At 63.2% G+C, this 12641-nt stretch carries 12 protein-coding genes; 3 read left to right on the top strand and 9 right to left on the bottom strand.

Annotation, left to right across the window (positions count from 1 at the left end; translation table 11 throughout):
* Positions 1 to 280 precede the first annotated feature (280 nt).
* The 4 genes from BRA62_RS06385 to nfi form a co-directional block, all read right to left on the bottom strand.
* Positions 281 to 1738, bottom strand: coding sequence for a TrkH family potassium uptake protein (locus BRA62_RS06385; RefSeq protein ID WP_292365740.1), 1458 nt, complete (start codon positions 1736 to 1738; stop codon positions 281 to 283).
* Positions 1739 to 1818: 80 nt separating this feature from the next.
* Positions 1819 to 2844 carry a phosphoribulokinase gene (locus BRA62_RS06380; protein ID WP_292365739.1) on the bottom strand — a complete coding sequence of 342 codons (1026 nt, stop codon included), beginning with the start codon at positions 2842 to 2844 and terminating at the stop codon, positions 1819 to 1821.
* Positions 2845 to 2949: 105 nt separating this feature from the next.
* Positions 2950 to 4140 (bottom strand): FprA family A-type flavoprotein, encoded by a 1191-nt coding sequence (locus BRA62_RS06375; RefSeq protein ID WP_292365738.1) that lies wholly within the window; start codon positions 4138 to 4140, stop codon positions 2950 to 2952.
* Positions 4141 to 4281: 141 nt separating this feature from the next.
* Positions 4282 to 4986: a deoxyribonuclease V gene (gene nfi / locus BRA62_RS06370; protein WP_292365737.1), complete on the bottom strand. Its 705-nt coding sequence runs from the start codon at positions 4984 to 4986 to the stop codon at positions 4282 to 4284.
* A 97-nt stretch (positions 4987 to 5083) separates the two neighbouring features.
* On the opposite strand from nfi, the gene BRA62_RS06365 reads away from it, so the two are divergent.
* The 3 genes from BRA62_RS06365 to BRA62_RS06355 are packed head-to-tail and all read left to right on the top strand — an operon-like array spanning position 5084 to position 7926.
* A complete protein-coding gene (locus BRA62_RS06365; RefSeq protein ID WP_292365736.1) occupies positions 5084 to 6040 on the top strand; it encodes a slipin family protein in 957 nt (318 codons plus the stop codon).
* 40 nt (positions 6041 to 6080) lie between these two features.
* Complete coding sequence (locus BRA62_RS06360) at positions 6081 to 6326, top strand: rubredoxin (RefSeq protein WP_292365735.1); 246 nt, start codon at positions 6081 to 6083, stop codon at positions 6324 to 6326.
* Positions 6307 to 7926, top strand: a complete 1620-nt coding sequence (locus tag BRA62_RS06355) for a thiamine pyrophosphate-binding protein (RefSeq protein WP_292365734.1) — start codon at positions 6307 to 6309, stop codon at positions 7924 to 7926. The genes BRA62_RS06360 and BRA62_RS06355 overlap by 20 nt, the downstream gene beginning before the upstream one ends.
* Positions 7927 to 8292: 366 nt before the next feature.
* On the opposite strand, the gene BRA62_RS06350 is transcribed toward BRA62_RS06355, so the two are convergent.
* The 5 genes from BRA62_RS06350 to BRA62_RS06330 form a co-directional block, all read right to left on the bottom strand.
* Complete coding sequence (locus BRA62_RS06350) at positions 8293 to 9036, bottom strand: MIP/aquaporin family protein (protein ID WP_292365733.1); 744 nt, start codon at positions 9034 to 9036, stop codon at positions 8293 to 8295.
* A 66-nt stretch (positions 9037 to 9102) separates the two neighbouring features.
* The gene (locus tag BRA62_RS06345) at positions 9103 to 9312 is read right to left on the bottom strand and encodes a DUF2180 family protein (RefSeq protein ID WP_292365732.1); all 210 of its coding nucleotides are present in this window, start codon (positions 9310 to 9312) and stop codon (positions 9103 to 9105) included.
* Positions 9313 to 9326: 14 nt separating this feature from the next.
* Positions 9327 to 10826, bottom strand: a complete 1500-nt coding sequence (locus BRA62_RS06340; protein ID WP_292365731.1) for a DUF2193 domain-containing protein — start codon at positions 10824 to 10826, stop codon at positions 9327 to 9329.
* A 416-nt stretch (positions 10827 to 11242) separates the two neighbouring features.
* Entirely contained in the window at positions 11243 to 12244 is a 1002-nt protein-coding gene (fen, locus tag BRA62_RS06335) for a flap endonuclease-1 (protein ID WP_292365730.1), read from the bottom strand.
* Between the two features lie 48 nt (positions 12245 to 12292).
* Positions 12293 to 12607, bottom strand: a complete 315-nt coding sequence (locus tag BRA62_RS06330; protein ID WP_292365729.1) for a hypothetical protein — start codon at positions 12605 to 12607, stop codon at positions 12293 to 12295.
* Positions 12608 to 12641: the final 34 nt, after the last annotated feature.

Below are 12641 nucleotides of genomic sequence, written 5' to 3'. Positions count from 1 at the left end.
CCCTCCCCCAGACGCGATATCCCCTCGAAAGCCGTGCACGGGTCCACCATGCCCTGAACGGTGATACGTTGAACATGCAGGCCCTGGATGCCGCATGCTCTGAGGCGTGACTGAAGGAAGCGCGAAAACTTGCAATGTGTGAGGTGCGAACGCAGTGAGCATGAGAAGAACAAAGTTCTTCGAAGAACGTCGTTCCTTCGGATACCCACGCTCCAGCCCCTCACAAAAGAGCCCTCCGGGACTGCCTCGCCGCCGCAACGAGCCGCTCAATCAACCCCCCTCAATCGAACCGCTTGAGGACGCCCATAACGAGCATGATCACCGGAATGACCTCCAGACGCCCTATCCACATGACCAGGATGAAGAGGGCTTTCGCCGGATCGGCCATGTCGGGCGAGACGAACCCCGTGGATATGCCGTTGTTGCACATCGCGGAGACGACCTCGAAGATCACGTTGCTCGAGTCGAAGGACGTCGGCTGCAGGTGCATTACCAGTATCGTGGCGACGAAGATGATCAGGAAGTAGAGCATGATCGTCAGCATGTTCCGGGAGACCTCGAGGTCGGCTATGTTTTTCGGGATCACCTTGCCGTCGTACTTGAAGGGCACGAGCACCTTCCCGGAGACGAACATCCGCCGGAACCACCAGATCAGGCTCTGAAAGCCGAGGACCACCCGGGAGAGTTTGATACCGCCGGCGGTGCTCCCCGACGACCCGCCGATCACCATCAGCATCGCGAGGAAGAGGACGGTCACGCTCGCCCACTCGTTCGGGGAGGCGACCTGGAACCCTGTGCTGGTGGCCGCCGCGGCCGACATGAAGAGCGCCTGGCGGACGGCCGTGGGGAGATCGGTTGCCGTGAGCGTGACGAGGTCCCACGCTATCACGACGATCCCGAGCGCGACGAGGATGAAGAGGAGGCGTGCCTGCTGGTCTTCGAAGAACCGCACGCCTCTCTGGCGATAGAGGAGGTAGTAGAGTTTGAACGGCAGGGCGCCGGCGATCATGACCGGGACGATGAGAACCTCAAGCAGCGGGTTGTTGTAGAAGGGGATCCCTTCCGAGTGGACGGAGAACCCGCCGGTTGCGATCGCAACAAGGGCAATATTCACCGCGTCCCAGAGGGGCACCCCGGATACGAGGACGAGGCCGATCGCGGCGGCGGTCAGCGCCAGGTAGATCTTCCACATCTCGAAGCCCGTTGCGACGACGCTCGGCATCAGCGCCTCCGAGCGTCCTTCCGACCGGTAGAGGCGGAACTGGGTCAGCCCGGTCCTCGAAGCCATCGCGACGGTGAAGGCGACGATCCCGATGCCGCCGAGCCACTGCATCAGCGACCGCCAGAAGAGGATCGTCCGGGGCAGGTCATCAACCGACCGCATCATGGTCAGGCCCGTAGCGGTCCACCCCGACATCGCCTCGAAGACGGCATCGAGGTATGGGATACCGAGCCCGAGGCAGAACGGCAGGGCGCTCACCATCGCGATGATCAGCCAGATCAGGGCGACGGCCATGAGGGCGGCGGATAGGGGCGCCTCGCGCTCCTCCCGGGGGACCCGGACAAGAAGCGTCCCGAGGAGGAAAAGGACGACCGGGACGGAGACCATGGGCAGGATCATCTCCCACTCCCGGTAGATCACCGCCACGACGAGCGGCACCGCCGTTGCGGCGCTCATGAACCTGAAGATGTTGCCGATGTCGGGTGCGATGATCGAGAACTGCTCGATCTTATCCATCGGTACACGTTCTCCGGGCGCTCTTATCTACTTTCTCTTGCATCGCCGTTCGAACTCCAGCGGCCCCGGAGGTCTCCGAATCACCGGCGGCCGCATCCGCACCCGCTTTTATCCACAGACGCCTTCTGTCCGGTGCCGGCCGATTCGGGAGCGCTCTCGATAAAGATGCGCCGGTTGATGATCCGCCAGGTGAGAATGAGCTGGGCTATATCCCCGGCCGTCAGGTAATCGCTGTCCTGACTGAGGTCGATGGGTTCCACCTGCGTCTGAAGCTCGATGTTCCTCTCCAGTTTTCTTGCGACGGCATCGTTTAACTCCCCGTCGAACGTGAGCGCCCCCATCGTCCTCCCGCCGACGTCTTCAGTCGTGAATTCGACCATGAAGTCGCGCTCGGAGAGCGAAAGGAGCCCGAAGAGGTCGATGGAGAGGTCGACGTCCCCGATGCTTCGATTAAGTTTGCTCTGGCAGAGGGTGACGTGGTAGACGTTGCGCTTCTCGCTTACGTCCCGGCCGTACTTCGAGAAGGCAATCCTAATGACCGCGTCCGCGAACAGGCACTGCGGCGCGACGTACCGCTCGAAGTCGGGCTTACGCTCCTCCATCTCTCTCTCGACCGCGTCCGGGGAGTATCCCCGCCGTTCCACGTCGCGCTTGATCTTCCAGGCACGTTTTACGTCGGGGTCCGGGTCCACGTAGAGCTTGAAGTCGATCAGGTCCCGGAGCGTCGGGGTGATGAACGGGTGCAGCCCCTCGAGGATCAGGATCTTCGTGGGGCTGAAGCGCACCGGGGGGTCGAACTGCCCGTTGTTGTGGTTGTAGACCGGTTTTACTATCGTCTTTCCCGCTTTGAGGTCCGCGAGGTGCTCTTCTAACAGGTCGAACCGGTTCGCCTCGGGGACGAGCGGCGTGATCCCGAACTCTTTACGCTCCCGGCGGTCGTATTTGTGGTAGTCGTCGATGGTGATGGTGGAGACGAGGTCCTTGCCGAAGATCTCCCGGATCGCCCGGGTGAACGTGGTCTTCCCGGATCCGCTGTCTCCCGCCACGCCGATGACGAAGACGTAGGGCGACTCGGCAATGACTCTCTTGAAGTCGGACGGGGGCATAAGTCAGCTCGAGGATTGGTCGGTATCCTACACTGTTAAGATTTCGGTGCCGGGCGTGCGGTTCCGGAACCCGGCGGCAAAACGCGAAAAAAGAAGGGGGGGATATCAGGACGGGAGAATCCCCGCTTCTTCGTGTTTCTTTTTGATCTCGTCGGCGAGCCGGTCCAGCGCCGCGAAGTCTTCCTCCTTTGGGAGACCCCTGACGTAGACCGGCTCGAGGAACTCGACCTTGAGCCGGCCGAGCATATCCTTCACGGTATCGACCGTCTTCCCGCCCCAGCCGTATGACCCGATAACCGTCGCGTACCGCGTCTTCGGGCGGAGGAGGTTTGCGAGGTATGCGGCGTAGACCGCCTGCGGGTGGGGGCCGAAGATGACCGTCGGCGACCCGATCACGACCGTCGCAGCATCCACGAGAGCTTTTGCAAGGTCGCCGATATCGGTCTTAGTGAGGTTGAACGGCTGGACCGGGATACCCCGCTGCATCAGGGCGTCGACGAAGTGGTCGACCATCGCCTGCGTGCTCCCGTGCATGGAGACGAAAGGAAGCACCACCGTGTTTTTCACGGCATCGCCCGTCCAGTCCCGGTAAGCGTCGACGATGAACGCCGGCCTGTTGTAGACCGGACCGTGGCTCGGGGCGATCACGTCGATCTGCCGCGTCGCGAGCTTTTCGAGGTGCGCCTTGATGCTCGACCGGAACGGCATCATGATCTCGGCGTAGTAGCGTTTCGCGGACTCGTAAACCACGCCTTCGTCGGGGACGTAGAGGGAACTCGTCGCGTAGTGCGAGCCGAAAAGGTCGCAGGGGAAGAGCACCCGGTCTTCCCGGAGGTAGGTCAGCATCGTCTCCGGCCAGTGGACCCAGGGGGCGATGATGAACTCGAACGTTCTTCCCCCGAGGTCGAGCGTATCGCCGTCGCCGATGACGATGAACTGCTCGTCCGGGACGTGGAGGAGGTCGACCAGGAAGTCGCGGCACTTCTGGTTCGTCACCACCTTCGCGTCGCCGAATCGCTCGAGCATTGCCGGTATCGACCCTGAATGGTCCTGCTCGGCGTGGCTGGAGACGATGTAGTCGATCGTTTCGATCCCGAGCCGATCCAGGTTCCCCATGAGTTCTGCGGTCTTCGTCGGGTCGACGGTGTCGATCAGTGCCGTCTTCTCGCTGCCCCGCACCAGGTAACTGTTGTAGGTGGTGCCGTCGGGGAGCGGGATCAGTTCGTCGAAGAGCCGGCGGTCCCAGTCGATGGCGCCGACCGAAAAGACGCCCGGCACAATCTCACGGGCTGCCATGTCCCGCCGCCTCCGTCGGTAAGCAGTATGTACGGGTATTCAACATGCTTCATGCTCCGTAAACTCTTAACCGTCCCGGCGGGCCCTGCCACGCCGGCCGGCGAATGCTTCTCCGGCCCGAACGCAGATAACGGTTTCGCTCTATTCCGTGGAGGAAGGGAGGGTGGTCTGCTCGTCTCCTCTCCTGACCTCGTTTGCAAAGAGGTGGGCCTGCCGGGTCGGTTCCGGGAGCCGGTACCCCCGGGCGGTCGCGAGGACGAGGTCGACCGCCTGCGAAAGGTCGATCCGGTGGCCCACCGAGACATAGACCGGTTTCACCCTCTCTTTCGTTCGCACTGCCATCCCGATCGTCTCGCCGTCGCGGAGTATGGGCGCGGTCGATCCCCTGCCGGTCCCGGGCTCCGCCGCCGTTCCCACGAGAAGGCTCTTTGCGACCCCGACGGCGGGCCGGTCCAGGAGGACGCCCATATGGCTCGCGATGCCGAGCCCCCGGGGGTGGGCGATCCCCTGCCCGTCGAAGAAGACGACCTCCGGCTCTGATCGCAGCATTTGGAACGCCTCGATGAGGGCGGGGCCTTCCCGGAATGTCAGGAGGCCGGGTATATAGGGAAACGACGTTTCCGCGTTGGCAGAAACCCGCTCGACGACGGCAAGATCGGGGTAGCTGAGGGCGACGACGACCGCGTGGATCTCGTTCGAGCCCTTCGCGTAGGAGGCGTCGGCGCCGGCCACGAGGGAGATCTCACCGATGCCGTTGGAGAGGCGGACCCCGGCCCGGAGCGCCTCCTGGAGGCGGATCGCTTCGGCCGGTGTCAGGTCGAATGAGTGAATATCATGGATCTCCATGGTCGTCTCCCGCCGCACGGCGGCAGATACTGGTTCAAAATGGACTATATATGTATTATTATATATCTGGGGCTACAGCACTCCGCAGGTAAAAACTATGAGCCGCCAGAACCCGTTGCGATATGCCGTTGCCTTCCTGATAGCCCTCCTCGGAGTGGCGGTCGCGTATGCTGCCTTCACGACCCCCGGCCTCTCCCTCTTCGTGTGGGTTGCCGCCGTCATCGTCCTCGCGGGGATGTTCGCCGCCGCTGCGACGCAGATTGCCGACCAGTGGGAGAAAGCGATCGTGCTGCGCCTGGGCCGGTTCTCGGCCCTCAGGGGTCCGGGCGTCTTTATCATCGTGCCGCTCATCGACACGATTGCCTACTGGATCGATCTCCGCACGATCACGACGTCGTTTAAGGCGGAAAAGACCCTCACCCGCGATACGGTCCCTGTCGACGTCGAGGCGGTCCTCTTCTGGCGCGTGAGGGACCCGGAGAAAGCGGCGCTGGAGGTCGAGGACTACCGTTCCGCCATCAGCTGGGCGGCGCAGACGGCGCTCCGGGAGGTCATCGGGAAGTCCGACCTCGCAAATATGATCGAGGGCCGGGAGAGGCTCGACGCGGAACTGCAGCGGATCATCGACGTCCGGACCGAACAGTGGGGGATCCACGTCAGTTCCGTTGAGATCCGTGATATCCTGATCCCCCGCGAGCTGCAGGACGCGATGTCCATGCAGGCCCAGGCGGAGCGGGAGCGGCAGGCGCGGGTGATCCTCGGCGACTCCGAGCTGCAGGTGGCCAAGAAGTTCGAGGAGGCCGCGAAGACTTACCAGGACAACCCGACCGCCCTCCACCTCCGGGCGATGAACATGCTCTACGAAGGCCTCAAGGAGAAGGCGACGCTCGTCCTCGTTCCGGCATCGGTGCTCGACACGATGAACCTCGGGACCACCCTCGGCCTCTCGGCGCTGGCAAAGAACGTGGCGGAGGACAACGGGGACAGCCGTGGAGCCGCCGCTGGCGACGAGAAGCGCAGTCACCCCGCGACGGGAGAACCCGGGTCTCTCTGACGCCATCACCGGGGGGGGCGAGGCATTTTTATACGTGAAGATGAGTTACGGCCCGGAGACTCACCTTCGGAGCGTGGACGGTATGGCACGATGGGTGTGCAGTGTCTGTGATTACGAGTACGTCGAGGAGGCGGGAGACCCGGCAGCCAGTATTCCGCCGGGGACGCTGTTTGAGGAACTCCCCGACGACTGGCGGTGTCCCGGATGCAGCGTGGGGAAGGAAGCGTTTGTGCGAGCGAGCGAAGAGGAGGAAGAGGTGAAGACGGATGAAGAAGACTATCTCTGAAGGAGCCGCCGTGACGGTGGCCGATGTGCTGGTCTCGGAACTCGCGGCGTGGGGGATCACCCTGTACTTCGGTATCCCCGGTTCATCGTCGCTCCCGCTCGTTGACGCGGTCAGAAGAAACCCGGATGCCCGGTACATCGTCGTCCGGCACGAGCAGACTGCTGCCCTCGCCGCGTCCGCCTACAACAAGTTCACGGGAAAGATCGCGGTCTGCCTGACCATCGCCGGGCCGGGAGCGACGAACCTCGCCACCGGGCTCTACGACGCGAAAGAGGACCGTGCGAGCGTGCTTGCGCTGAACGGGCAGGTGAAGGCGCAGTATGCCGGCCCCGGCGGCATCCAGGAGATCGATCAGGATGCGTTCTTCCGTCCCATCGCGGTCTTCAACAACACCGTCGCCGACCCGGCGACGGCGGTCAAACTCCTCACCCGGGCGTTGCGCTACGCCGTCATCGCCCGCGGCGTCGCCCAGCTCTCGCTCCCGAACGATATCCAGAGGGAACCGCTTGAGCCGAGTTTCTGCGAGCGCGAGACCTGTCTTCCCGCGGTTACGGTGGCCCCGACCGACGAGGCCGTCCGGGCGGCGGCCGAGGCGATCGACGGCGCCGCACGCCCGGTCATCCTCGCGGGCTTCGGGGCCATGGCTGCCGCGGGAGCGGTTCTCGATCTTGCAGAGACGATCCGGGCACCCATCGTCACCACCTTCCGCGCGAAGGGCATCCTCCCCGACGACAACGAGTGGGTTGCCGGGGTACACGGGCCGCTGGGGACGCCGCATGCCCGCACGCTCATCGCGGAGTCGGACCTCGTGATCGCCTGCGGGGCGAGTTTCTCCGACTTCACCGGGATCCCGGGGGACAAACAGGCCGTCCATATCGATATCGACCCGCTCCAGCTCGGCAAGCACCCGTTTGTCGTGGCGGTCTGGGGCGACTGTGCCGTTGCCATACCCCGGATCCGGGAGCGTGTCCGGCCGCGGGAGGATACGGGGGCCAGGGCGTGGCTTGCGGAGCAAAAGCGGGAGTGGTTCGACGAACTCGATCGGGAAGCCGATCCGGACGCCGTCCCCATCCGCCCGCCCTACGTCATGAAGGTCCTCTCCGAGACCCTGCCGGAGGATGCGGTCATCTCTCTCGATGTCGGAGAGAACCAGTGGTGGTTCGGGAGGAACTTCCGGATGAAGCGGCAACGGTTCGCTATGTCGGGCTACCTCGGGACGATGGGGTTCGGCCTCCCCGGGGCGATTGCGGTGAAACTGGCCTATCCTGATGCGACCGTCGTCTGCATCACCGGGGACGGCGGGTTCTCCATGGTCATGGCCGACTTCGTCACGGCCGTCAAGTACGATCTTCCCATCGTCGTCGTGGTCTTGAACAACCACGAACTTGCCATGATCCGGGAGGAGCAGCGGGAGGCGGGTTATCCGCCGTACGGCACCGAGCTTGTGAACCCCGACTTCGCCGCCTATGCAGAGACCTGCGGCGGCGCCGGGATACGGGTGGCCCGGCCGCAGGACCTCCCTGAGGCCGTTTCCCGGGCGGTGAAGATGAACAAACCCGTCGTCATCGATATCGAGACCGATCCGGAGCGCTTTAAGTGAGGGCTCGGCCTGCGGGTCCCCGGCAGGCACCGGTGGGGTGCGGTACGCCGCCCATCCGAAATCTATAAGTACCCTCGACGGGAATGAGGCTCCGAGGGTATATGTGAACGTCCCGGCCACGGGAACGCAACCGATGACGCCTGTGCTGGGTACGCGGATCTCCGGATGTCGATCCGGGTGGGAGCATCGGAATCCCGTTGTCTGCTCCACGCTAAGGGTTCCCGGGTACCCGTGAAACTTCACGGGCGTCCGGGGAGAACTTGCGGCGAACCGGATCCGCTCCGGTTCACCGCTCTTCTTCCGGTCGCACAGCGGCGAGGTTTTTAGTTTGGCTGCGGTTGTTACGAAAAGAGTGGTTGGGTTGGATCATTCGCCGGCGAGGTAGTCGTAGAGGAACGCAGCGAGCACCGCGCCGACGATGGGGCCGACGATGTAGATGGGGAAGAACTCCCAGAGGTTCTGCCCTCCAAGCAGCCAGTCGCCGAGGTACGGCCCGAACGTGCGGGCGGGGTTTAGCGATGAGCCGGTCAGGTTCCCGATCGTCGTGATGATGCCAGCGACCGCGAGACCCACCGCAAGACCGGCGAAGCCCGGAGTGGCCCGCTCGTCGACGGCGGAGCCCATGATGACGAGCATTAAAAGGAACGTGCCAACGGCCTCGATGACGATGGCCTGCAGGTAGCCGATGCCGGGGAAGGGTGCCGTTGCCCCGAGCCCCCCGACGAGGACGGCGTCCGAACCGACGGCCCAGGCAAAGAGCAGGCTCGCGGCCGCCGCGCCGATCAGCTGTGCGACGATGTACGGGACAACATCGCGGCCGGCGAACCGCCGGGTCGCAAAGAGGGCTATCGTCACCGCCGGATTGATGTGGCACCCCGAGATCCTCCCGAGGGCGTAGATGGACCCGGCGATGGCGATGCCGAAGGCGAGCCCTATGGCGAGCCAGTCGCCGAGGCCCCCGAGCGCTCCTATTCCGATGTTGAAAGGCGTCGACGGGGTGGTCCCCGCGGCGAGCATCAGCGTGACGGCTGCGGCGCCGGCCCCGAAGAAGACCAGGATGAATGTCCCGACGGCTTCGGCGATGAATCGTTTTCCAAGAGATACGGTCATGGTTTCACCAGATACGGATACTATATTTTAGATGATGAGTAGCCCAAAAAGGGCATTTTAAGTGCCTTACTTCCCGTACAGGGCAGCATAGCACTCGGGGCAGAGAATCCTCGGCAGCGGAGCCTTCACGCGCTTGCTGGGGAGCGGGTATCCGCCTTCCCAGACATCGACATCCTTCCTGATGGCGTGCTCCATGCAGAGTCCCATCCCGCAGACGATGCAGACCGCCACCGCTTCGCTCTCTCCCCCCTCAAGGGCGCAGATGTAGCACTTCATGATAGATCTCTCCTTTAGATCGCCTCTTTCCACTGGCAGTAGTGCTGCCGGCTGTCGACAAGGCTCGTCGTAGCACAGTTTTTGCAGGCCCGCACCGGAGCGGCGGCGGTAGCCTTCTCGAGAGCGATGACGTTCGTCATCATCGTCGCGGTCACCGGTTCGCTCGTGAGGAGGCACGGGTAGTCGGCAAGGCGCATCAGGGCGGAGAACCGGACCGTTATGGCGCAGGCCGGGTAAGCGTACCACTGCGGGTTCATCAACACCTCGTTCTCGTGAATGGGCGCAAGATTGACCGGGTATTTGCCGACCATGGGGGTCAGGCCCTCGTCGGCGCCGTTCCGGTTCTTCCGCGCCTTATCGATGAGTCTCCACCCGCGGTAGATCATGTCCATGAAGTCGCAGTTGTGGAGTTCCGCAGCGGCTCCCCGGGCCGGGTAGGCGAGGACGTAGTTGTGGAACCTCTTCGTGAGCAGGTCGACGACCATGGGGGCGTTGAGCGCGTCGAGTTCGAGGATGTACTCGGTCGCGGCGGCCGAAGCGCCGGTCGCGACGGAGAGGACGTCCCAGTAACTCTTATAGGAGTCGAGCGAGTTCCGTAGCGACGACTCCATCACCTCCGTAACCGCCTCGATCACCGCCATGACGACGTCGTCCTTGCACATGTTGAAGGTCGATTGCGCGATGTGGTGCGCGACGTCGCCGACGCTGTAGGCGGGGACCGTGAGGATGTTGCCGTAGTGGACGCCGTCGTCGACGGCGGCCTTGACGGTCCCTTCCATCCGCCGCCGGTACTCGTTCATGTACTTCCGCGGGTCAAAGGATGTCACCCCTGCGGCATCCATCAGCTCCGCCTGGGCCTCGATCGGTTCGCGGTAGATCTTTTGCATGATCTCGATCTCTTTCGCCGTCGCCTCGGCGGGGGTGGCTCCTGCCTCGAGGGCGTGGGCGAAGGTGTCCCCGAACCCGTAGGAGGTGTTCATTCCCCATGATTTGGCGGCGAGGATCGCCCGCTTGTGCTCGACCGGGATGTCGGCCTTCTTCAGGACCCGGTTCACCACGTTGCTCGTGCTTCCCGGGATCAGCGCGAAGTCGACGACGCAGGTGGGGCCGTAGAACCCGCCGTAGCGCCGCACCGCCTCAAGCCCGATCCTGGCCTCCGCATCCGCGACCGCCTCAGTGAAGGCATCGACGCTTTTTGCGAACGCCTCGTCCTGGCTTTTCAGGATCTCGAGCACAACGGGTGTCTGGTAGTGCTCGACGAACGGGTCGTCCTCGGGGCGGACGGTCGTCGCGAGACTCTGGAGGATCTCGGAGTGCGAGATCACCGAGTTCTTGTGAAGGTCGATGACCGCCTGGCTCTGGTCGCCGATCGCCGTCATCTTCCGGACAGCATCGACGTAGGGCTTCGTGTCCTCGATTGTGAACTTCTGGCCGCGTTTTGCCTTTACCGTATCCACATCCGCCCGCTGGGCGGCCATGGCCTCGTTTATCATCTTTTCGTAGAGTTCTCTCATGTCGGATCACCTGGTAGTGTCCTGCTGCCCGATCTTGCGGACAGCATGTTCGGGGTAGCAGTCCTTACGGCGGTCCGTGCAGGACCTGCCGGGTCTGGCAGAACGACTCTGAGCGACGGAGAACGCGGATGGTGGCGCGGTCGCGGAAAGGGGCCGGACGAGCCGGGAGAACGGTGGTCGATAACGGGCGGTGGCGCTTGAACGGCGGTCGGGGATAGGCTGATTCGCTGTCGGTCCCTGCACCCTCCATCTTGCCTTGAAAGCCTGGTAGAGGTTCGTCAATTGGCGTAATGGGTCGTCCTCGCATATATCTGTTATGTCGTCCGGCGGAGCCTGTATCCGGGGAAAAAGAAGCGGGTTTCAGGTTGTCGGAGACCCTTAGCGGTCCATCCTGCAGCGAGTTGCCGTTCCGGAGCTCAGAACCAGGCATCCAGTGTCTTCTGCGCCGCTTTCACCGAGACCCGGGAAAGAGCGCTCCTGACCCGCTCTTCGGAGAAGTCGTAGCGGCCGCAGAGCATCTCCACGACCCCTTCGACGTCCGGCGCCCCCCACTCGAGGGCGTAGTCGTCGGTGACCGGGGGGTCGAGGAAGAAGTCCCGGATCGGTCCGGGGTCGAACTCGGGCGATTTCTCCGCGATCACGGACTCAAAATCGCCGTTTCGCACGACTTTTAAGGCCGTCTTGCCGCCGATGCCCCGGACTCCCGGGTTGAAGTCCGTGCCCACCAGAATGCCGATCTCGACGAGCTGCTCTCTTGTCACGCCGAGACGGTCGAGGAGAGAGGAGAGGACGATCCTCTCGGGGTTCACGGTGATCGTCCGGCCCCTGGTCTTTCGCCGGCCGCTGACGGTGAGGTTGCGCACCAGCACCGGGGAGCCGAAGAGGAGCGAGTCGTAGTCCTGCGAGACCGCGTAGGTGACCATTCCCCGCCGTGCCATGTGTGCCGCCTGGGCTTCGCCTTCGCTCGGTGCCTGTATCCAGGGAATGCCGAGCAGGCCGAGGAGTTCACGGGACGACTCGATGGTGTGGCTGTCGATACGGGCGGATGCGCTCGCCTGCTTGTACGCCTCCTCCATATCCCCTTCCCTGAGCGCCGCCTTCCAGGCATCGTCGGCCCTGGCGCGAACCTCCCGCCGTTCGTCGATCGTCTCCTGCTTGAACTCCGGCGGCTTCCCGTCGAAGACGAAGACCGGCTTGATGCCTCTCTCGAGGAAGTTTGCCGTCCGGAAGAGGATGCCGGAGAGGTGGGAGGTGATCCTTCCTGCACCGTTCATCAGCGGGGTGCCGTCGGGCTGCCGGATGATGGAGAGAAACTGGTAGAGCGCGTTATGGGCATCCACTGCGGCGATCCCGGAAAGATCGTCCCATGTCAACGTTTCTTTGCAATCTGCCAGGATATCTCGGATAGCAACGCCCATGCTACCAGATCATGAGAGGGGGAGAGGCCATTAAGATGACGGTCCGGTTTACCGGTACATCCGCCGGGAGAGCCCGTCGACGATCTGCTCGATGTGGCTGACCGTGTTGTCGTATTTGGCGCTCATCGTCCTTCCCATCTCCTCCATGTTCACGCGCATGGTGCGCTCCCGCTGTACGACGCTGTTCTCAAGGCTCACGATCTTCATGCCGAGAGAGATGAGCAGTCCCCCGAGGGAGAGCATCATGAACGTCGCAGCAACCGCTATGATCAGGTCCTGCCAGAACCGCATCACCAGCACGACGGTGGAGACCACCATCACGATGGTGAGAACGATGTCGCCGATGAGTTCGCGAATCTCCATATTTTAAAGTGATGAGGATGCATTAATTAACCTA

Origin of the sequence: Methanoculleus sp. UBA208 (assembly GCF_002498065.1) — an archaeon.
GTDB lineage: Archaea > Halobacteriota > Methanomicrobia > Methanomicrobiales > Methanoculleaceae > Methanoculleus.
Note: the sequence above shows the minus strand (reverse complement) of the source record. Positions and strands in the feature narration are given on the sequence as shown.

Bases quoted from the DNA above. Each gene is read 5' to 3' on its own strand.
- BRA62_RS06385 (WP_292365740.1), bottom strand. From the start codon at position 1,738: ATGGATAAGATCGAGCAGTTCTCGATCATCGCACCCGACATCGGCAAC.
- BRA62_RS06380 (WP_292365739.1), bottom strand. From the start codon at position 2,844: ATGCCCCCGTCCGACTTCAAGAGAGTCATTGCCGAGTCGCCCTACGTC.
- BRA62_RS06375 (WP_292365738.1), bottom strand. From the start codon at position 4,140: ATGGCAGCCCGTGAGATTGTGCCGGGCGTCTTTTCGGTCGGCGCCATC.
- nfi (WP_292365737.1), bottom strand. From the start codon at position 4,986: ATGGAGATCCATGATATTCACTCATTCGACCTGACACCGGCCGAAGCG.
- BRA62_RS06365 (WP_292365736.1), top strand. From the start codon at position 5,084: ATGAGCCGCCAGAACCCGTTGCGATATGCCGTTGCCTTCCTGATAGCC.
- BRA62_RS06360 (WP_292365735.1), top strand. From the start codon at position 6,081: ATGAGTTACGGCCCGGAGACTCACCTTCGGAGCGTGGACGGTATGGCA.
- BRA62_RS06355 (WP_292365734.1), top strand. From the start codon at position 6,307: ATGAAGAAGACTATCTCTGAAGGAGCCGCCGTGACGGTGGCCGATGTG.
- BRA62_RS06350 (WP_292365733.1), bottom strand. From the start codon at position 9,036: ATGACCGTATCTCTTGGAAAACGATTCATCGCCGAAGCCGTCGGGACA.
- BRA62_RS06345 (WP_292365732.1), bottom strand. From the start codon at position 9,312: ATGAAGTGCTACATCTGCGCCCTTGAGGGGGGAGAGAGCGAAGCGGTG.
- BRA62_RS06340 (WP_292365731.1), bottom strand. From the start codon at position 10,826: ATGAGAGAACTCTACGAAAAGATGATAAACGAGGCCATGGCCGCCCAG.
- fen (WP_292365730.1), bottom strand. From the start codon at position 12,244: ATGGGCGTTGCTATCCGAGATATCCTGGCAGATTGCAAAGAAACGTTG.
- BRA62_RS06330 (WP_292365729.1), bottom strand. From the start codon at position 12,607: ATGGAGATTCGCGAACTCATCGGCGACATCGTTCTCACCATCGTGATG.